The sequence below is a fragment of the Halomonas litopenaei genome (assembly GCF_017303055.1).
Classification (GTDB): domain Bacteria; phylum Pseudomonadota; class Gammaproteobacteria; order Pseudomonadales; family Halomonadaceae; genus Halomonas; species Halomonas litopenaei_A.
On record NZ_JAEKJT010000001.1, the window covers coordinates 388,864 to 408,294 of the forward strand.

Annotated in this window: 12 protein-coding genes; 6 read left to right on the plus strand and 6 right to left on the minus strand. The window is 59.8% G+C overall.

Going from position 1 to position 19,431, the window contains the following annotated elements; genetic code table 11:
• Positions 1 to 697 precede the first annotated feature (697 nt).
• The 5 genes from JF545_RS01780 (at position 698) to sodC (ending at position 10,611) form a co-directional block, all read left to right on the plus strand.
• Entirely contained in the window at positions 698 to 6,034 is a 5,337-nt protein-coding gene (locus tag JF545_RS01780; protein WP_206937902.1) for a hypothetical protein, read from the plus strand.
• 183 nt (positions 6,035 to 6,217) lie between these two features.
• Positions 6,218 to 6,406 carry a hypothetical protein gene (locus JF545_RS01785; RefSeq protein WP_206939279.1) on the plus strand — a complete coding sequence of 63 codons (189 nt, stop codon included), beginning with the start codon at positions 6,218 to 6,220 and terminating at the stop codon, positions 6,404 to 6,406.
• Positions 6,407 to 6,839: 433 nt separating this feature from the next.
• Positions 6,840 to 7,874: a histone deacetylase family protein gene (locus JF545_RS01790; RefSeq protein ID WP_206937904.1), complete on the plus strand. Its 1,035-nt coding sequence runs from the start codon at positions 6,840 to 6,842 to the stop codon at positions 7,872 to 7,874.
• Between the two features lie 475 nt (positions 7,875 to 8,349).
• Positions 8,350 to 9,699 carry a Na+/H+ antiporter family protein gene (locus JF545_RS01795; protein WP_206937906.1) on the plus strand — a complete coding sequence of 450 codons (1,350 nt, stop codon included), beginning with the start codon at positions 8,350 to 8,352 and terminating at the stop codon, positions 9,697 to 9,699.
• A gap of 393 nt (positions 9,700 to 10,092) precedes the next feature.
• Entirely contained in the window at positions 10,093 to 10,611 is a 519-nt protein-coding gene (gene sodC / locus JF545_RS01800) for a superoxide dismutase family protein (RefSeq protein ID WP_206937909.1), read from the plus strand.
• 152 nt (positions 10,612 to 10,763) lie between these two features.
• On the opposite strand, the gene JF545_RS01805 is transcribed toward sodC, so the two are convergent.
• The 6 genes from JF545_RS01805 to JF545_RS01830 all read right to left on the minus strand — a co-directional run bounded on the left by JF545_RS01805 (position 10,764) and on the right by JF545_RS01830 (position 18,136).
• The gene (locus JF545_RS01805) at positions 10,764 to 11,504 is read right to left on the minus strand and encodes an RNA methyltransferase (RefSeq protein ID WP_206937918.1); all 741 of its coding nucleotides are present in this window, start codon (positions 11,502 to 11,504) and stop codon (positions 10,764 to 10,766) included.
• Positions 11,505 to 11,746: 242 nt separating this feature from the next.
• Positions 11,747 to 13,027, minus strand: a complete 1,281-nt coding sequence (locus JF545_RS01810) for a Wzz/FepE/Etk N-terminal domain-containing protein (protein WP_206937920.1) — start codon at positions 13,025 to 13,027, stop codon at positions 11,747 to 11,749.
• A 780-nt stretch (positions 13,028 to 13,807) separates the two neighbouring features.
• On the minus strand, positions 13,808 to 14,725 hold the full coding sequence (locus JF545_RS01815) for a homocysteine S-methyltransferase family protein (RefSeq protein ID WP_206937922.1): 918 nt from the start codon (positions 14,723 to 14,725) through the stop codon (positions 13,808 to 13,810).
• A gap of 274 nt (positions 14,726 to 14,999) precedes the next feature.
• Complete coding sequence (gene groL / locus JF545_RS01820; RefSeq protein ID WP_206937932.1) at positions 15,000 to 16,643, minus strand: chaperonin GroEL; 1,644 nt, start codon at positions 16,641 to 16,643, stop codon at positions 15,000 to 15,002.
• Between the two features lie 68 nt (positions 16,644 to 16,711).
• The gene (locus JF545_RS01825) at positions 16,712 to 17,005 is read right to left on the minus strand and encodes a co-chaperone GroES (RefSeq protein WP_045994577.1); all 294 of its coding nucleotides are present in this window, start codon (positions 17,003 to 17,005) and stop codon (positions 16,712 to 16,714) included.
• Between the two features lie 570 nt (positions 17,006 to 17,575).
• Entirely contained in the window at positions 17,576 to 18,136 is a 561-nt protein-coding gene (locus JF545_RS01830; RefSeq protein WP_206937934.1) for an FxsA family protein, read from the minus strand.
• Between the two features lie 476 nt (positions 18,137 to 18,612).
• Between JF545_RS01830 and JF545_RS01835 the strand changes: the two genes are divergently transcribed.
• Complete coding sequence (locus JF545_RS01835; RefSeq protein WP_206937937.1) at positions 18,613 to 19,374, plus strand: SDR family NAD(P)-dependent oxidoreductase; 762 nt, start codon at positions 18,613 to 18,615, stop codon at positions 19,372 to 19,374.
• The last annotated feature ends 57 nt before the right edge of the window (positions 19,375 to 19,431 follow it).

A 19,431-nucleotide genomic window follows, 5' to 3' on the forward strand; every position in this document is an offset into this window, starting at 1 on the left:
TGGAGGCGCTGGCGAGAAGCCTGGTGGCTCTCGATGGTAGGGCCTGGTTCGTCGGTCCGGTTCGTCGGTTTGGCTCGTCGTTCTGGTTCGTTCTGGTTCGGCAGGTTGATTCAGTCCGTTCGCTCGGCAGAGCTTTAGTCGAACGACAACGGAGCTCTGGCAGGGCTCTGGCAGAGCGACAGTAGAGCCCCTGCAGCATGACAACAGAGCTTTCGCACAATGACGCACACAGCAAGGTACTGTGTTCCAGAAAAGGCAGTTCTGACGTCGTTGTCTACCCGCCAGTATTATGTAGACATATTTGAGTAAGAATCTAGCGATTCTTTGTCGTAAGCCTGGTTCAATTTTTCTTTCATATATGACTTTTTAAGCACAAACATCTCGATCAAAGGTGATAAATTATTCTGTTTTTTCTCTTCGATTTTTCTCAGTTCTGAAGATTAGAAAGTATCAATCTCACGAACCATTTTTCTCATCTTGTTGTTTTATAAGAATAAATTTTTCTGTGGTGTAGGTGTTTCTCGACATGTCTTTATGCCTTTAGGCGCATTGTTTTTTTGATTGCCTGTTGGTGTAAAAAAAGTAGTTTCCAAAGAGTATTTTTCGTAGTCGATGTAAGAATATTGCTATTTATTTTTCTGTATAAATTGCGCTTTATTGTGCCCATTGCGAAACTTATTGATGGGGAGGGCGGGGTGTGAGCGATGAAATCCGTACAAACGATGTAAGCGGCAGGAATGATGTCGACGGTGTCAGCGATGTAAAGGATGTCAACGAGGTAAGTCGCGAAAACGCGGTTAACGATGTCGATCACCTGGGGCAGGCCTTGCCGCCGTCCTCGGCGGTGGCGGCCCCAACGGTGATCAGCGAGCGGAGCGTATGGCGCATCAACTTTCAACCTGAAGCCTCTGCGGCAGTGGACGGTTATGCCGTAGACAGCGGCAAGGCGTTTGGCGAACAGGCGATTGAGGTCGGGGGCGTGTCCCACCAGTATGGCTGGGTCAGCGGCGCCAGCATTGCCGACGGCGTCGACAACGGCACCACTCCCCTGTCGCTGGTCGATGTGGATGCGTCCTTGCTGGTTGACCGCTCGGAGAACTTTGACGGGTTGGACCCTCGCCAGGCCAGCTACGCCCAGATGACGCGTGATGTTGGTGTCGACGTCAATGCGGGATGGGAGATCGAGCTGGCGCCGGGCTTCTATGAGGTTACCCTGGCGGTGGGGGATGTCTCCGGCCGTTTTGATGCCTTCTATCAGGTCAACGCAGAGGGCGCTTCGCTCATCGATGGGTTTGTGCCCGCGCGGCCCGGCGACTTCCCGTTGGATGCCAACGTTACCGACGACACCGATGGCTTTCGCACGACGCTGGTGACCAGGGTGGTCGAGGTCAACGACGGACGCTTGACCCTGGACGCACTGGGCGCGGATGCCCGCAACGTCAAGCTGCAATATGTCGAGATTCAGTCGTTGCCGGACCCCACCCCAGGTGATGATCGTGATGCCGTCGATGACTATGCCCGGTTTGTCGGTGCCAGAGCCGTGGCGGGCGTCGGCAGCCAGGCAGTGGAGGTGGCGCTGGATCGGGACGATGGCGGTTTGCCTACCGGGGTGGATCCGGCCTCGGACATCTTCGTGGGCGTTCAGGTGGTGGAAGGCAGGGGAGGTGTGCTGCTGGAAAGCCTGGCGGATGGATCTGTGCGCCTGTTCGAGACGGTCACCGGCGTCGAGGTGAACTTCGACATCAACACCACCGGTGGTTTCGACTCCCTGACTCTATCCCCGGTTGACCCACTCAAGCCCTACACCAGCTATACCCTGGTCATCGATGGTTTCCAGGATCGCGGTGACAACAGCGATATCGATGCGCCAACCCGTGACTTCCTCAAATACACCAACACCTTTGTCACTGGACCGGTGACCGAGAGAGACGCGGACGTCGACGTTGCCTTCGAGGGCACCGTCGAGCTCGACGGTGCTGCAGATGATGCTGTTGCCTTTACCTCACTGACACTTAATGGGGCAGGCGACACCCTGTATGTGGTCAGCATGGGCGGTCAGATTCGACGCTACGGATTAGACCCGGAAGATGGCTCGCTGGGACCAGGTGAAGTGCTGGACCTGGGATGGGATCCATTCGCGCAGCCTGATTCGGTGACGGACAATGTGCGCCGGGCCATTATCGGCGTGGCAGAAGACCCCACCGATCCCCAGGTGCTGTGGGTGACCGACAACTATCCGGTGCCGCTGCTGGGACAGGTGCGCAGGGTGCCAGACTTCAGTGGTCGGCTGTTGAAGATCACCCTGGACGAGGATGGTAGCTTCAGCGGGCAGGTCGAGGTGTATCTGACCGGCCTGCCACGCTCTGCGGCGGATCATGTCAGCAACAGCATCGAGTTTCGCAAGAACCCTGAGTATGACCCGGAATCCCCCGACGCCGGCCCCGAGTATCTGTTGTACCTGACCCAGGGGTCCAACACGGGTACCGGCGGCGTCGACAGCGCCTGGGCCAACCGGCCCGAGCGCCTGCTGTCTGCCACGGTGCTGGAAATTGATCCGAGCCGAACGCCTCCCGAGGGCGGATTTGACGTCACGACCGAGCCCCTGCCCGAGGATCAGACCCGCTTTCGCGACGACGATAACAACCTGAAGGATGATCCCATTTCCATGGGAAACGGGCGGTATCTGGTCTTCGACGAGCGCGGCGTCGCCAGCGTCCAGAACGTCGATGGTAACGTCCTGTCGACGTTCTACGATCCTTTCGCAGAGGACGCGGTGGCCAAGATCTTTGCCACCGGTATCCGTAACGCCTATGACCTGGTGTGGCACTCGGATGGCCGGCTGTACGTGCCTACCAACGGGGGCGCCGCAGGAGGCGTGGTGCCGGACGACCCGGCGACACCACAGGATGAGTCGCTGATCAGCGTGGGGCTCCAGGACGATTTTCTGTTTACTGTCGATCAGGGGGGCTATTACGGCCACGGCAATCCGTTGCGGGATGAGTACATACTGGATGGTGGCAACCCTACCCGCTTTGAAGACGCCAACGAGGTGTCGACCTACGCGCCCGGCACCCAGCCGGATCCCAACTATCGGGTGGAAGATACCTACGCTCTGGGACCCAACCGCTCACCCAATGGGGCCACAGAATTCACCAGCGACATCTTTGGCGATGCCCTGAAAGGCAGCCTGCTGTTCACCGAGTTTTCCGGCGGTAATGATATTCGCTGGATACGCCTGGACGATGACGGCAAGGTCATCAGCGACGATGTGCTGCGTGACAGTGACGGCGGCGTCATCCGTTACAACAGCCCCCTGGATATCATCGAAAACCCGGCCACCGGGCAGCTGTATCTATTGACCTTGAATCGGCGTACCGGCGAAAGCCAACTGGTCCGTCTGGATCCGGTATTGCCAGAACCGCCTGAGCCGCCGGAGCAGCCTGTGAAGCTGGCTACCATCCAGGCCGAGGACGATACCCCGAACGACGGTACCAGCGCCACGCTGTCAATGACCGGCGATGTCGCGATTTTTCAGGGCATAGCAGAGGGCACGCCAGGCCTGCGACCGGGCAGCTACGGCAACGATGGCAATCTCGATGATCGCGACGGTGTCGGTGGCGGCTATGCCGACTTTGGCGTCAGCGCCCAGGATTGGATCACCTTTGGCTTCACCCTGGCGCCGGAGGAAGCAGGCTACAACGTGCTGCGCATCCGCTATGCCAATGGCGGCGGCAAGGAACGCCCACTGGAGATATTCATCAACGGCGAAAGCCATGGGCTGGTGAGCTTTCCGGCTGCCCCGAGCCTTCCCAGCCTGGATGAAAGGTGGAACCTGTGGATGACCCAGGATGTACAGATCGACCTGCCGGCGGGGGAGGTCGAGGTTCGCCTGCAATCCCTAGGCAGGGCGGGCCCGAACATTGACCAGCTCGAGGTGTGGCAGGGCGATGCCTTTGGTCATATGGGCTATGAGGCAGAAGAAGCGATGCTTCAGGGTGTGGTGCCAACGTCCGATGACAGTGGTCGTGATGCTTCTGGCGAGGCCTATGTCGCGCTGTCCGACGCCCAGGAACAACGTATCACCTGGGCGATTCGGGTCGAGCAGGACGGACACTACGAGCTGGGGTTTCGCTACTACCTTCCCGCGGATGGCGAGCCGCGTCAGCTGCCGTTCTCGCTCGATGGCGTCGAGCTGGCGCCGCTGCAGCTTGCGGCGGACAGCGAGACAGCCGATGACTGGGTGTACGTGAACGTGGAGGTATTCCTGGAGGCGGGAAGCCATGCGCTGGCGTTGGCCTCAGTGGGGGGGAGTGCGGTCGACGTCGACCTGCTATGGGTGCCGGACCTGTCACGGGAAGCCATCCGTGAGGCTATCAACCACCCAGCAGACGCCACCGATGGCATGCGTATCGCGCTGGATGACGGCGTGTCTGGCCTGGTCTCCAGTCCGCGCGCTGCCGATGCGTTTTTCACGGTCAGCGAGTCAGGCCTATACCGACTGGACCTGACGGTAGGCGAACCGGGGGACGAGATTGACGTCACCCTCAATGGGGAGCCATTGCCGCCCCCGTTGCAGGCCGACGATGGCGCTGGCGGGGTGTTCTGGTACGTCGAGCTTGAGGCCGGCACCGAGTATCGCTGGCACCTGATATCGGATGATGACAGCAGCTCCCGGGTCGAGGCGGTGGAGGTGGCGCCGGTCGCTGTGGCAGAGGGGGCCGACGTGAGCCTGGTGAACGCCGAGAGCCAGTTCTTCCACGACCGTCTGTTGTTCAACTATTTAGATATCAATGACTTTGCGGCCCCTGATCGGGATTTCAGGGAAACCGGCCTGGCGCGCATTACCAATGAAGGCAGCGAACCCCTGCAGATTCTGAATGCGATGCTCGATGGACCCTTTAGGCTGGCCGATGCCGACGCGCTGCAAGGGCGCGTGCTGGCAGCAGGCGAGTCCATCGACATCACGGTCATGTTCGATCGTGACAGTTACCAGGCGCCCGAGCGCAATGACGATGATGGACGTTTCTTTGGCCGGCTGACGCTGTTGACCAACGACGCCGACTCGCCGGTGACGTCCCTTGAGCTGGCGGGCTTCTGGCAGGCTCAGGACGAGGGCGGTTGGGAACCCACCGTGGATGAGATCTGGAGCGTGGCCGGGCTTGGCAACCGCATCGGCGGGCTGCCCCTCGCCGGTGGCGGCGGTGGGCCTGGCTCCCCCCTGTACGACTTTGGCTACTATCGTCCTGTCACTGACGAGGAGGTGCTGTCGCGTTACTGGACCTTTGCCGACGGTGTCGACAGCGTGCGCATCACCCAGCTCGCGTCCATGCAGAATCCCGGTGGGGCAGCGTTAGGGGTACATGCCTTCCAGGATACCTCCCAGGATCTCAGCCTGCTGCCCCACGGCCCGGACCAGAACCAGTCGCTGCTGCCACGCACCTTTGGGCGTGGTGAGTTTCCGGAGGTCACCTTGCAGCGCTCTGACATACCGGAAGACTGGACCGGGGACGCGCTGTTTGGCTTCGAGATCGCGAGGCTGTCGTCAGATCCGTCCCTCAATCCCACTGGCCAGGGCACGCCCCCAGCCAATGGCCCTGATCTGGAGCGAGGCTACTTCATTCGTCTGTTCCAGGCCCTGGACGAGGAGGGCAACGACATCCCGGATACCTACCTGGTCATCCAGGATTTCAATGGCGGTAATTTCGATTACAACGACAACATGTACGTGATCGAAGGCATCAAGCCGATGTACGACGGCGATGGCGTGGTCCCGACGGCCCTAATGACTGGACAAAGGCCCGACCAGCAACTCGACCAGCAGCCCGTTGCGGACGTCACCATGTGGTCAGAGGAGGCGCCGCAGCCAGACGTGGCGCCACAGCCAGACGTGTCGCCACAGGGGGATCTTCGCCCGTGGCTTCTGCGGCAAGAATCAAGACAGCAGGAGGCTGAGCAGCAACGCCAGGCACCACCGCCCTCTGACGATATCGCGGAGGTGCAGGGCCTGCCCGATTCCGGGAGCGATATCTGGTGAAGGCGGGAGTGATCGAAGTTATAGCGTCTTGATTTGGCGACACTTGGTGTGGTTGCCCGGCGACAGAGGTGGTTGTACGAACTTTGCGATACCCTACGACGATATCGCCTCTATGGGTTGTCACAGTGAATCGATAACCAGAGGCAAGAGTATCAGGGTCAATAGGGGATCAAGAGTATGCCGATGGTAACTTCTGCTGCGAAATGGCTGATGCCGCTTCTGCTGATCATGACCGTTGCGGGCTGTAGCTACGAACCGGCGCGCATCTCGTCTGAGCCGTTGATCATCCTTGACGATGATCATCGTGACCACGGCGGCCATCACGGCGGCGACTTCTGTCCGCCGGGGCAAGCCAAGAAAGGCCGTTGCTAGGCTCTACTGCCAGCAAGGCACCAGTGTCAGCCAGGCGCGGTGGCTAGCCGCCGCACCGACGGCTGGCAACTGCCTTGGGATGGATGTCAAAGGTTGACCGACGTCAATTAAACGGGTGGCCTGCTGGTGGTGGCAAAAACGCCAGGTCAGGCCACGCCAAGCTGGCCTGCTACGGCCAGCTTGGCGGTGATGATGGTCCCGGGAGTGGTATCAAGGTCGGGTTTTCCGGCACTATCATGGGGTAGACTCGCTCAGGAGCAGGCTTGGCTTGCTATGGCCCGAGCTGCTGTGGCCTGAACTGCTGTGGCCTGAACTGCTGTGGCCAGGGATAGACTCGCTCAGGTACCGTTTCGTGGAGACGGTACTGAAGTGGTGCCCCAGGGTACGCAAGACACGGGGAGCGAGGTCGCGTCATCACCGGAGACCGATGTAGATGAAACTGTTTTACCATCCTGACCAGGAACGTCACGCACCCCCTCAGTTCTTGAAGCGAGGCGTGTTGAGCGATTCGCCCGAAGGGCCGCGTCGGTCAGAGTTGCTGAGCGAAGGTCTCGCCGAGGTCGGCCTGGCGCTGACCGCACCCGCCGAAGTCGACAGTCCCAAGTTGAGGGAGCGGCTCAAGGAGATCCATACCGAGCGTTACCTGGATTTTCTCGAGACGATTCATTCCCGTTGGCAAACGCTGCCCGATGCCACCGACTTCGTGACGCCCAACGTGCATCCCTGCGGTGGTGGCAAGCATTATCCGCGACATCCGGTGGGTCAGGCTGGCTGGCATCTACACGACATGGCCTGCCCGCTGACCGCCACAAGCTTTCAGGGCATTCTGGCCAGCGCCGCGACGGCTCAGGCTGCCGCTGAAAGCATCGTGTCGGGCGCAGGTACGGCGTATGCACTGTGTCGTCCGCCGGGGCATCACGCTGGGCCAGATCGCGCCGGGGGCTTCTGTTATCTCAACAATGCCGCTCTCGCGGCCACCGTGCTGCGCGAACATGTGTCCCAGGTGGCCATCCTGGATATCGATCTTCATCACGGTAACGGCACCCAGGACATCTTCTACGACCGCGGCGACGTCTGGACCGGTTCGCTGCACGCTGACCCTGCGGACTTCTATCCCTACTACTGGGGTGGCGCAGAAGAGACCGGCATCGGCCCTGGGCTAGGGGCCAATCTGAATGTCCCGCTGCCGGTGGGCAGTGGCATCGATGCCTTCCAGGCTGCGCTGGACGAGCTGCTCGATGCCATGGCGAGCTTTAGCCCGGATGCACTGGTACTGGCGCTGGGGCTGGATGCCCACAAGGATGATCCTCTGGCGGGGCTGAGCCTCGATACTCAGGACTTTGTGACGATTGGCCGCCAGGTGGGCGAGCTGGGCCTGCCCACGGTGCTGGTGCAGGAGGGGGGTTATCCGACCCCGGCGCTGAGCCGTAATCTCGCTGCCTTTCTGCGCGGGTTCACCGATACCTGAGAGCGCTGGGCATGAGTTTGCTGCGGCGACCATGAGTTTGCTGCGGCGACATTGTTGCGGCCACATAGCACGGTCGCCTTAGCCGCTGACGTCCTCTAGAGCTGACGTTCTCCAGAAAAGCGCCACAAAAAAGAAAAGCGCCACGACCGATGGACGTGGCGCAGCAATCTTTTCGCTTTCTTTCCTCCCTGAGGCACTATCCCGGTGCCTGAACTCCCTCGATGCGTCCTGCATCGTCGCATCCGTGACGCTCATGGGGCAGTATCCGTTGCCCGATGTTGCCTGAACACGAGTGTAGTATGTCCTGCCAATATGACAAATCCGTAAACGCCGCGTGATGCTTTGGTGACATCCCGCAGCCAGCGCTTTTCTGGTATCCTTCGCGCCGACTTTTGCGGGAAACCTGCGCTATTCCTGGCTTTGCGCCGAGGTTTTCCCCTCCCTCAACCCTCGTAACCCCAACTCGGATGTTCCTATGAACGCTGTAATTATTGCCGTTCTGGTGATGGTGGGCCTGTCGCTGGCGCGGGTCTCGGTGGTGCTGGCGCTGGTGGTCGGCGCCCTGGTGGGTGGCCTGGTCGGTGGTCTGTCCATCGAGGATACCCTGGCGGCTTTCAATGACGGCGTAGGGGGAGGTGCCAAGGTGGCGCTGGCCTATGCCACGCTGGGGGCCTTCGCGGTGGCGATTTCTCGCTCGGGCCTGCCTGACCTGCTGGCCCGACGCCTGATCACCTTGCTGGGGCAGGAATCCAGTGCATCTCGCCAGGCCACGGTCAAGTATCTGTTGCTGGGCAGCGTTCTGTTGGTCGCGGTATCGTCCCAGAACCTGATTCCCGTGCACATCGCCTTCATCCCGATCCTGATTCCGCCGCTGCTCAAGGTCATGAACCAGCTGCGTATGGACCGTCGCGCCGTGGCCTGTGCCCTGACCTTTGGCCTGACGGCGCCCTATATGCTGCTGCCGGTGGGATTTGGCGCGATCTTCCTCAACGATATTCTGCTGGCCAATATCAATCAGGCCGGGGAGAGCCTTGGCCTCGAGATCGGCCGTGCCATGGTGCCCATGGCGATGGGCGTGCCCGTGGCTGGCATGTTCCTGGGATTGCTGGTGGCGGTGTTTCTGTCCTATCGCAAGCCTCGTGACTACTCTGAGGCCGAGCTGACCCATCATGCCCACGGCCATGAAGCGGGCGACACCGAGGAGCCCCGCGCGCTGGGGCTGATCATGTCGGTGGTGGCCATCGTCGCGGCGCTGGGTATCCAGCTTTACACCGGTTCCATGATCCTGGGCGGGCTGGTCGGTTTCTCGCTGCTGTCCATGGGCGGCATCTTCCGCTGGCGCGAGGCGGACGACCTGTTCACCAGCGGCATGCGCATGATGGCGCTGATTGGCTTCATCATGATCTCCGCTTCGGGCTTTGCGGCGGTGATGACGGCCACCGGCGATATCGAGAGCCTGGTCAGTGCCAGTGTCGAGGTCATCGGCGACAACCGCGGCCTGGCGGCGCTGCTGATGTTGCTGGTCGGTCTGTTCATTACCCTGGGCATCGGCTCCTCGTTTTCCACCATCCCCATCATTGCCGCCATCTTTGTTCCGCTGGCGGTGCAGTTCGGTTTCTCCGATCTGGCGACGGTGGCCCTGGTGGGTACCGCAGCGGCGTTGGGTGATGCGGGTTCACCTGCCTCGGATTCCACCTTGGGTCCGACCTCGGGGCTCAATGTGGACCGCCAGCACGACCACATCTGGGATAGCGTCGTGCCGACCTTCGTGCACTACAACATTCCGCTGGTGGCCTTTGGCTGGCTCGCGGCAATGACGCTTTAGTCCTGGGTGCCCGTTGAGGCCCTACGCAGACGTCCTTGCCAGCGTAAGCGGCAAAAACCTAAGCGGCTCACGTCAGGCAATGACAGTGCACACGCGATAGACCAAAACAGTGCCCGTGCTCCCGCAGCACGGGCATTGTCGTTTCAAGGGGGGTGTAAAGGGGGGCTGTAAAGGGTGTTTGACGATATCGCTTACGGGTTGTGCTGATCCGTCACTTTGGTCCAGGCTAAGGGACAGGGAGTCGCGAGATCGAGTCGTCGAACACGGCCAACTGTCGGCAAGGCTCGGCGCTGAACTCTCTACAGGGAGAGCAAGACGTTCCTGACGGCAGGGTGTTCCAGAAGGAACGTCGTACCCGATGGAAAGACACTTCACATGGAAAGGAGCCTCTAGATGATCAAGGCAACATGGTGGTTAGGCGCTAGCCTGCTGGTGGCGGGTACAGCACATGCCGCGACCGAGGTGGAGATGCACCGTGTCAGTACTGACGGCGTGGGAGACAGCGTCGGTACCATCACCTTCGAGGATAGCGATCATGGCCTGCTGATTACGCCTGCCCTGGAAGGGCTGGACACCGGAATCCACGGCCTGCACGTACACGTCAACCCGGATTGCTCTCCGGCAGAGAAGGGCGGGGAAGTGGTGGCTGCTGCCGCTGCCGGTGGTCACTATGACCCCGAGGAAACCGGCACCCATCAGGGCCCCTATGGCGATGGACACCTGGGGGATCTGCCCGCACTGTCCGTAGGACAGCAGGGCGAAGCCGAGCTGACGACCCTCGCCCCAAGGGTGAAGGAGTCTGACCTGAGCGGCCGCGCGATCATGATTCATGCCGGTGGCGACAACTACAGCGACGAACCCCACCTTGGTGGTGGCGGAGCCCGCGTCGCCTGTGGGGTCATTGACGGGTAAGCGTCAGCCCGAGCGGGTCGCGATAATGTCGCAATAGTGTCGCGACCCGCGTTTACGTGCACGATGTTGTCGTTCTAGCCAATCAAAAGCCGCTCTACCCAGGTAAGAGCCGCTCTAGCCAACCAAGGGTTGCTCTAGCCGGCCAAATGCCGCTAGCGGTTGTCGTCGGAAGGAAGGTGACTTTCCAAGGAGGACAGCCAGCCTCGCAGCAACGATAGCTCCTTGCGCGAGGGAGTAGCACGGGCGAACAGGGCCTGCAGCTGCTCTTCGGTTTTTGCGTGGGGCTGGGTGATAAAGCCACTGCGTTGCATGACGCGGCTCAAGTGGCTCTGAAAGTGCCCCACCTGCTCACGCGTAGGCGGTGTCGCTATAGAGCTGGCACCGGCCGTAGACTCACCCGCGTGCTTGCGCCATGCCCGCCTGACCTCGTAGGACAGCACCTGTACCGCCTGGGACAGGTTCAAGATGCCGTAGTCAGGATTGGCAGGAATGCTGACCTGATGCGAGCACAAGCGAATCTCGTCGTTGGTCAGGCCGTAGCGCTCGCGACCGAACACCATCGCCACGGGACTGCTGCGAGCATCCTCCACCAGGTCCTTGGCCAGTTCATCCGGCTCGTCGTAGTGGGGCAGTGGCAGGCTACGCAGTCGCGCGCTGGCGCCGACCACCCGCACGCAGTCGCCAATGGCATCTTCCAGACGCTCGACCACTCTTGCTCCCTCGATCACATCCAGCGCGCCCGCCGCCAAGCGGCTGGCTTCCTCGTCAGGAAAGGCACGGGGATTGACCAGCACCAGGTCCGTCAGGCCCATGGTCTTCATGGCGCGGGCGGCGGAGCCGATGTTGCCGGGATGATAGGTCTGGACGAGAACGATGCGGATATTGGAGAGCATTCGACAGCAAATCGCAGTAGAGACAGGGAGCGCCATTGTAGCCGCCAGCGGCCTGGCGGGGAATGAGCGTGCTCTCACGGTCTAGAGCGTTAGTGCGTTGGATGCGTGATGGCAGGCGTATCTGGGCTGCAATGCAGGCAAGACGAGTCTAGTGCCTCCGACGTGGGATGCACAGGCAGGTAGCCGTACTAAGTGTGTCGTGAAAAAGAGGCCGCATGTGCGGCCTCTTCTGCTGGCGAACGTCAAGCGTATTGGGCGCGGTAGCTTTTGACGCTCCGAGAGAAAGTGACGAGCATGACCAGCATTAGACCCATCATTCCACCCAGGATCAGAGCCAGCGCTAGCACAAGCGATTTACCCGGACCATCGCTTGCCGCAGGACGGTAGGCAACATCGACGATCTCTGTGACAGTGATATCGTCAGGCGTGACATTCTTTGCACGGAGCAAGGTGTTTTCTTGCTGAAGTTGATTGTAGGTGTCGATGAAAGGAGAGTCAGACTCCCGTGCTTCAAATGCCTCTATGCGGCGCTGATGCTGAAGTTGTTCCAGCTGCTTTTCAATCTGCCTAATGGCCGGGGAAGTCATAGGCTCATCTAGTCCCTGCGTGAGAACCTCTCGCTCAGCAGACAGGGCTTCTGTTCCTAGAAAGTAAAGTGGAAGATCGCTGCCGATACTCACATTGTCGTAGACGACTCGGTCTGGCGTATTGCCTCCTGCCATGGATAAAGGAGTGGTCGGTTGGTGGATGGAGAGGCGAGCAGCAATATCTTCAGCTTGTTCGAGAGTACGAATACGCTCCATGCGTGAAGAACGCTCAGCCGCTTGCTCCGCAGCAAGTTGATCCTGTAACTCTAGGTGCCGGATATAGTGTTCTTCATTCATCCTTGTGACCGTGGCATCTAGCTCATCTTGGTAGGCCGCTAGATGCGCATTCATGGACACTTCATTAATGGCGATAGTGTTTTGAATGCTGCGCTCGACACGTTCAATAAGCACTCGCGTGTATTGATCTTGAGACCAAAGATAGTAATCGTTGAGTAGGGAGGCTCCGTCTACATCTTCGGGGTAGCTATAGCGAATTTCGCCTTGATCAGACGATGTGCTGTCCGCTGATGTGACTGATAACTGCCTAAAGCTTTCGCGTAGCGCGCTGGTGTCTTCTTCGGGAGCATTTTCGTTGCTCAGCATCCTTGCGTAGTCAGGATGCTGTGCGAGGAATGCGCGAAAACGCTCAAAGCTACCCAGACGCACTTCAAGCTCTGTTTTTGCTTGAAGCGGAGTAATAGCAAAACCAGGCACATGGTTAATGACGTTGAGGCCATCGCTCGTCTGTGTATAACGCAATGTCGAGGTATACGTAGAAGTAGAGAACCACAAATAGATGCAGGCCAAGAGCATGCAAGTGACAACGCTGGCGGCTATCCAGCGCCATCCATTAAGAGTAATGATCGCAATATCACGTAGATCGATCTCATCGTTCTCAGCATGTCTTTGGTAATGATGAGGTGTCAGCGATGTCATAACTGAGGCCTCCAGACAGCCAGCCGGGCGGTAAGACCAATGACGTGTGCAAACAGGACGGTCAGTTCCGTAAGCAAGACTTGCATTTCTGAAAGGTGGTTGGTGCACAGCAACACAATCGGAGCGATGGTTGCAAACAGCATGATAAAGGCCGTAATGAAGCGCCGCTCTTTGAAGGCGAGACAGCCAGGAAGTAGTAGCACCATAGGAGGTGATACTAGAGACTTTAGAGTTGACATAGCGTTTATGAGCCCTGCGTGAGCCGTTGAAGAGTGATCATTGCCACTTTTTTCGGGGCCGAATTTAGCAGGTTGAATGCCTGTTTGTAAGCCATCTAAACATTATTTTTCATGACGAGGCTCGCGTGCGTTTGTTTGTCGTTGAGACTGTATGGCGAGTGCCTGGCGAGAGTTTGAGTCAGCTAGTGTTAACAGGTAGAGATTGAAGTGTATTAAAGAATTTCAGTATGTAGCGAAATGTTTATATGTCTTGTGTTTTTAGAATTTGGTGTCAAGGCAGTGGGTGGCTGAAGACGAGTACGAGCTGCCATAACCTTGTTACGGAAATAACAAGAGAAATAATCAGTTGTGAGTTCTATTAAAGAGGCGCTATGGCCCCTGCGGTAAAAACATGCTCTCACCGTATGTGCGTTGCAGTAGCTGTTTTTTTGACGGAGCGAGTGTCAAAGGAGGCAGTTGCTGTTACAAAGTTGTATGGTTTGTGCTCCGCGGCAGCACGGATCGCGCATGCTTCTGAAGCGCTGCCGCCTAGCATAGGAAGCTACATCGACCTTCGCCATGTCTCCAGGGCGGCGATATGGCTGGGGCTGATGCCGCAGCAGCCGCCGATAAGGCGAGCACCGCGTTCGAACCAGCGTGTGGCGTAGTCCAGGTAGCCCTGGGGAGTGATCTGCCGATCCTGGGTCAGGGTGGCATTGGCCTGATGGGCTGCTGCAATGGGCGCGAAGCTGTTGGCGTAGGCGCCCAGCGGCAGCGAGCAGCGCAGGCGTCGCATGGCGTCACTGGCATCGATGAGAGCCTGCTCGATCACTTCTGGAATCGAGCAGTTGAAGAGAATGGCATCGGCACCGCCCTGGCAGAGTTGTGTGACGGCTTCTGCCACGCTCTCGCCGGAGCGCAGGCGCGCCACGTCGGTGATATCGTCCTGCAGGGTCAGGGCAAACCAGCGTGGTGCGTCGCTATTCGCCAATACCTCCTGGACGACAGCGATTTCTTCCAGGCTCGACAGCGTCTCGGCCAGCCACAGGTCCACGAAGGGCTCTTGAGCGCGGTAAAGGTCCGTCAGCAGCGAGCGTGCACGATTGGCGTCAAACAGGTCCGGGCGGTAGCTGCCCATGACGGGGGGAAGGCAACCGGCGACCTGGGCGCGGCTGCTGGAGGCCTCGCCGGTCTGATCGGCCTGCCATTCCCTGATGGATCGCGCGGCTAGCCGGGCGGCTTGGGTGGCAAGGGCGATACCCTGCTTCTGGTAGCGTTCTTCGCCGAGATGGAAGGGCACGCAGGCGTAGCTGTTAACCGTGATGACACGGGCGCCAGCATCAAGAAAGTTGCGGTGGGCCTCGACCACACGATCAGGTGCCTCGATCAGCGCCTGGGCGCTCCACAGCGGTTGTGAAAAGGGCGCGCCGATACGCTTCAGCTCTCGCCCCATTCCGCCATCCAATAGCGTCAGTTCCATCGCTTGCCTACCTCGAAAAAGCCGGGACATAGTGAACCACGGCAAGAATCGTTCGATAAGTGAAATGTCCTCAGCGTGGATATGAGGCGGATCGATGAAGAGGGCGATGGCAATGGCTATGGCGCCTAAGCGTCGGGCATGAAAAAGCCCTGCCGCAGGGGCAGGGCTTTTGCTTATGCTCTAGGGCTAGTGCGCTAGGGCTGGCACGCCAGAGACAAGTGGTTCGTCGCCTCTGGGTGCGGGGCCGGGCAGGCTAGCCTGCCCGTGGGGGCACTTACATCATGCCGCCCATGCCACCCATTCCGCCCATGCCGCCCATGTCCGGAGCAGCGTCTTTCTCGTCCGGATCGTCGGCGATCATGGCTTCGGTGGTGATCAGCAGGCCAGCGACGGAACCAGCGGACTGCAGTGCAGTACGGGTCACCTTGGCCGGATCCAGCACACCCATGTCGAACAGGTCGCCGTACTCGCCGGTCTGGGCGTTGTAGCCGAAGTTGCCTTCACCGTCTTTGATGCGGTTGACGATGACGGAGGCTTCCTGGCCAGCGTTGGTGACGATCTGACGCAGCGGAGCTTCCATGGCGCGCAGGGCGATGGCGATACCGTGGGTCTGGTCTTCGTTGTCACCCTTGAGACCAGCGATCTTGGTCAGGATGCGGATCAGGGCAGTACCACCGCCAGGCACGACGCCTTCTTCGACGGCTGCACGAGTGGAGTGCAGGGCGTCTTCGACGCGAGCCTTCTTCTCTTTCATCTCGACTTCGGTGGCAGCACCGACGCGAATGACAGCAACGCCGCCGGCCAGCTTGGCGACACGCTCCTGCAGCTTCTCGCGATCGTAGTCAGAGGAAGTCTCTTCGATCTGAGCGCGGATCTGGTTGACGCGAGCTTCGATGTCGCTGTCGTTGCCAGCACCATCGATGATGGTGGTGTTTTCCTTGGACATGGTCACGCGCTTGGCGGTGCCCAGGTGGTCCAGGGTAGCCTGCTCGAGGTTCAGGCCGACTTCTTCGGAGATCACAGTGCCGTTGGTCAGGATAGCGATATCCTGCAGCATGGCCTTGCGACGGTCGCCGAAGCCAGGCGCCTTGGCAGCTGCCACCTTGACGATGCCGCGCATGGTGTTGACCACCAGCGTTGCCAGGGCTTCGCCTTCGATGTCTTCAGCGATGATGACCAGCGGCTTGCCAGCCTTGGCCACTGCTTCCAGAGTCGGCAGCAGTTCGCGGATGTTGGAGATCTTCTTGTCCACCAGCAGGATGAACGGATCTTCCAGTTCCACCGCCATGGTGTCCTGGTTGGTCACGAAGTACGGGCTCAGGTAGCCGCGGTCGAACTGCATACCCTCGACCACGTCCAGCTCGTCTTCGAAGCCGCGACCTTCATCGACAGTGATGACGCCTTCCTTGCCGACTTTCTCCATCGCTTCAGCGATGATCTCGCCGATGCGAGTGTCGCCGTTGGCGGAGATGGTGCCAACCTGAGCGATAGCCTTGGAGTCGGTGCAGGGCACGGACAGAGCCTGGATTTCCTTGACCGCCGCAACGACCGCCTGGTCGATACCGCGCTTCAGGTCCATCGGGTTCATGCCGGCAGTCACGCCTTTCAGGCCTTCGGCGACGATGGCCTGGGCCAGAACGGTAGCGGTGGTGGTGCCGTCACCAGCAACGTCGGAGGTCTTGGAAGCGACTTCCTTGACCATCTGCGCGCCCATGTTCTCGAACTTGTCCTTCAGTTCGATTTCCTTGGCGACGCTGACGCCGTCCTTGGTCACGGTCGGTGCGCCGAAGGACTTTTCCAGCACCACGTTGCGGCCTTTCGGGCCCAGAGTTGCCTTGACGGCGTTGGCCAGAACGTCAACACCACGCGCCATGCGCTTGCGGGCATCATCAGAGAACTTGACTTGTTTCGCTGCCATTTTCTGTACTTCCTTTGAATCTAAGCGTCAAAAGTGAACGTTGAAACGACCGAGTCAGTGGCGTGGGCTCAGCCCTCGACGACTGCCAGGATGTCGGACTCGCTCATGATCAGGACTTCCTCGCCGTCGATCTTCTGCTTCTCGACGCCAAAGCCATCCTTGAAGATCACGGTGTCGCCGACCTTCACGTCCAGAGGACGTACGTCGCCGCTCTCGAGAATCCGGCCGTTACCGACGGCGAGCACTTCGCCACGAGTCGGTTTTTCCTGGGCGTTGCCCGGAAGCACGATGCCGCCTGCGGTCTTCTGCTCTTCCTCAACGCGACGGATGACGACGCGATCGTGCAAGGGACGGATGTTCATTGCTCACGTTCTCCTGATGGTTTTGCAAGGCCGGGGCATCCACCCGCGGCGGTTCATTGTTCACTCTCGTCGTGACGCAGATCGCGGCGAGAGCTGGAGGTCATGGCCAGGCTGCCGATGAAAGTGGCAGGCCTTTGTCGGCCCTCCTGTCAAAGGCGAGGGAGCAACCCCCTCACCGAAGCTTGATGCTGATCTGGTAAGTGGGGCTGGTGAAGGGGCTTTCAAGGGCGAGGACGAAATTTTTTTCACACTCATGTGACCTGTCAGCGCATCACGGCACAACCTTGGCGCAAACCTGGGCATGCCCACGCGCAATCTCCTCCCACAAGGGTGACGACAGGTGTGACGACAGGAAAACGACAGGGGTGATGACAGGGATTACGACAGGTGTGACGAGAGGACTGATGAGATGGAGGAGAGAGGGGACGACAGGAATAGTGAGAGGGCTAGGGATAGTGCTGGAGGGAGCGCTGAGTATAGCGCCATGAAAAGGGGCGAAGACAGGGGCCGTTAACGCCACTATCTCCGCCCCTGTCTCGGCCCCTGTCTCGGCCCCTGTCTCCCTAAGGCTTAGCGTCGACGATCGTCCTTGCTGATAAATTCGCCTTCGATGGGGTCGCCGTCACCGTTGTCGGAGCCCTGTTGCTGCCGTTCTTGCTGCTGGCTGGTGTCAGCGTCGCGGCCAGAGGCTTGCTCCCAGCCATTGGCTGAACCGGCGCCGAAGTCAGGGCCTTGCGAGCCACCGTAGCCAAAGGTAGAGCCACCCATCTGGAAGCCCTTCATGCGAATGCCTACCTTGGCCAGCAGCTTGCCCAGCAAGCGACGAGCGTCCGGGATCAGGCACATGAAGCCAAGGGCATCAGACAGAAAACCTGGGGCCATCAGCAGAGCACCGCCAAAGATCAAGGCAGCACCGGTCATCAGCTCCGAGGAGGGGATTTCGCCGCGGGCCATGCGCTCCTGGGCGCGGGCGAAGGTCGCCACACCCTCACGACGGATCAGATGCAGGCCGATAAAGCCGGTAGCCAGCACCAGGGCGAGGGTCGACAGCAGACCGATCTCACTGCCGACCGAAAACAGCACGGCGAAGTCGAGCAGGGCAAAAATGGTGAAGATAAGAAGGAAGGGCATGTCAGCTCCGCGTTGTGGTCTGTTGAGAAGATGGGGGTGAAAGGCGAAGAGTTCAAGCATCAACCTCTGGCGCTGATGCACAGTACCTATCGGTCGCTCACACCGGCGTCCCCATCGCAGCGTGGTTGTGGTCCGTCGGTGGCTGTGAGCGTCTGCGGCGACCCGCAGCTGTCACTGCATCACAGTGGAATGTTGTCGTTTGCGTTTTTGCGTGAGTGACGTGAGGTTGACTATCGACTCGGACGGATTGATTGGTGCGTCAATGGCTTATAGCGGGTATGCCATCGCCTGCAAACTAGCGTTTGGCGCGAGCCGGGTGTCGGAAGGTAGCGCCGCGCCGGGAAACTTGGCATGCTGCAACGCAATAACTGCTCGTTGTGCAGCGTTCCGGGTCCCCGATCCGTGGAGCACGCGTCGGCGAGCCACCGACCGGCCTGTCAGCCATGGCACGGCTGGTGCTTACCAGGGGAAACCGTATGCAGTTGGAAAATGCCGTCATTGCCATCACCGGTGGTGCTCGTGGCCTGGGACTCTCCATGGCCCATCATCTGGGCAAGCTGGGTGCCCGGCCTGCACTGATCGACTTTGATAATGATCAACTCGACAAGGCCGTCAACGAGTTGGTGGACGCCGGTATCGATGCCCGCGGGTTTGTCGCCAATGTGGCGGACGAAGCGTCGGTCACGGAAGTCTTCGCCGACATTCGCCAGGGCATGGGCCCGCTGGATGGGCTGATCAACAATGCCGGCATCCTGCGCGATGGTCTGCTGGTCAAGGCTCGCGATGGCAAGGTAGAGAAGACGCTTGGGCTGGACGCCTGGCAGGCGGTCATCGACGTCAACCTTACCGGCGTGTTCCTGTGCGGTCGGGCTGCCGCCGCTGCCATGATCGAAGACGGCCGTAACGGCGTTATCATCAATATCTCCAGCATCTCTCGGGCCGGTAACATGGGGCAGAGCAATTACGCCGCCGCCAAGGCCGGTGTGGCTGCCTTGACCGTGACCTGGGGGCGTGAACTGGCGCGCCACGGCCTGCGTGTGGCTGCCGTTGCTCCCGGGTTTATCGAAACCGAGATGACCGCGTCCATGCGTGAAGACATGCTGGACAAGCTGACGGCTGGAGTACCGGTACGCCGCTTGGGGGCTCCCGAAGAGATCGCCAAGACCGTGGCCTTTATCTTCGACAATGACTACGTCAATGGCCGCGTGATCGAGGTAGACGGCGGTCTGCGCCTTTAAGCGTGGCCGTTTCGATCTAGCGCTGGCGCCTGATGACCTGCAAGCACCCGCCACGTC

Excerpts from the sequence above, each read along its gene's own strand:
- JF545_RS01785 (WP_206939279.1), top strand. The coding sequence starts at position 6,218 with ATGGTAACTTCTGCTGCGAAATGGCTGATGCCGCTTCTGCTGATCATG.
- JF545_RS01790 (WP_206937904.1), top strand. The coding sequence starts at position 6,840 with ATGAAACTGTTTTACCATCCTGACCAGGAACGTCACGCACCCCCTCAG.
- JF545_RS01795 (WP_206937906.1), top strand. The coding sequence starts at position 8,350 with ATGAACGCTGTAATTATTGCCGTTCTGGTGATGGTGGGCCTGTCGCTG.
- sodC (WP_206937909.1), top strand. The coding sequence starts at position 10,093 with ATGATCAAGGCAACATGGTGGTTAGGCGCTAGCCTGCTGGTGGCGGGT.
- JF545_RS01805 (WP_206937918.1), bottom strand. The coding sequence starts at position 11,504 with ATGCTCTCCAATATCCGCATCGTTCTCGTCCAGACCTATCATCCCGGC.
- JF545_RS01810 (WP_206937920.1), bottom strand. The coding sequence starts at position 13,027 with ATGACATCGCTGACACCTCATCATTACCAAAGACATGCTGAGAACGAT.
- JF545_RS01815 (WP_206937922.1), bottom strand. The coding sequence starts at position 14,725 with ATGGAACTGACGCTATTGGATGGCGGAATGGGGCGAGAGCTGAAGCGT.
- groL (WP_206937932.1), bottom strand. The coding sequence starts at position 16,643 with ATGGCAGCGAAACAAGTCAAGTTCTCTGATGATGCCCGCAAGCGCATG.
- JF545_RS01825 (WP_045994577.1), bottom strand. The coding sequence starts at position 17,005 with ATGAACATCCGTCCCTTGCACGATCGCGTCGTCATCCGTCGCGTTGAG.
- JF545_RS01830 (WP_206937934.1), bottom strand. The coding sequence starts at position 18,136 with ATGCCCTTCCTTCTTATCTTCACCATTTTTGCCCTGCTCGACTTCGCC.
- JF545_RS01835 (WP_206937937.1), top strand. The coding sequence starts at position 18,613 with ATGCAGTTGGAAAATGCCGTCATTGCCATCACCGGTGGTGCTCGTGGC.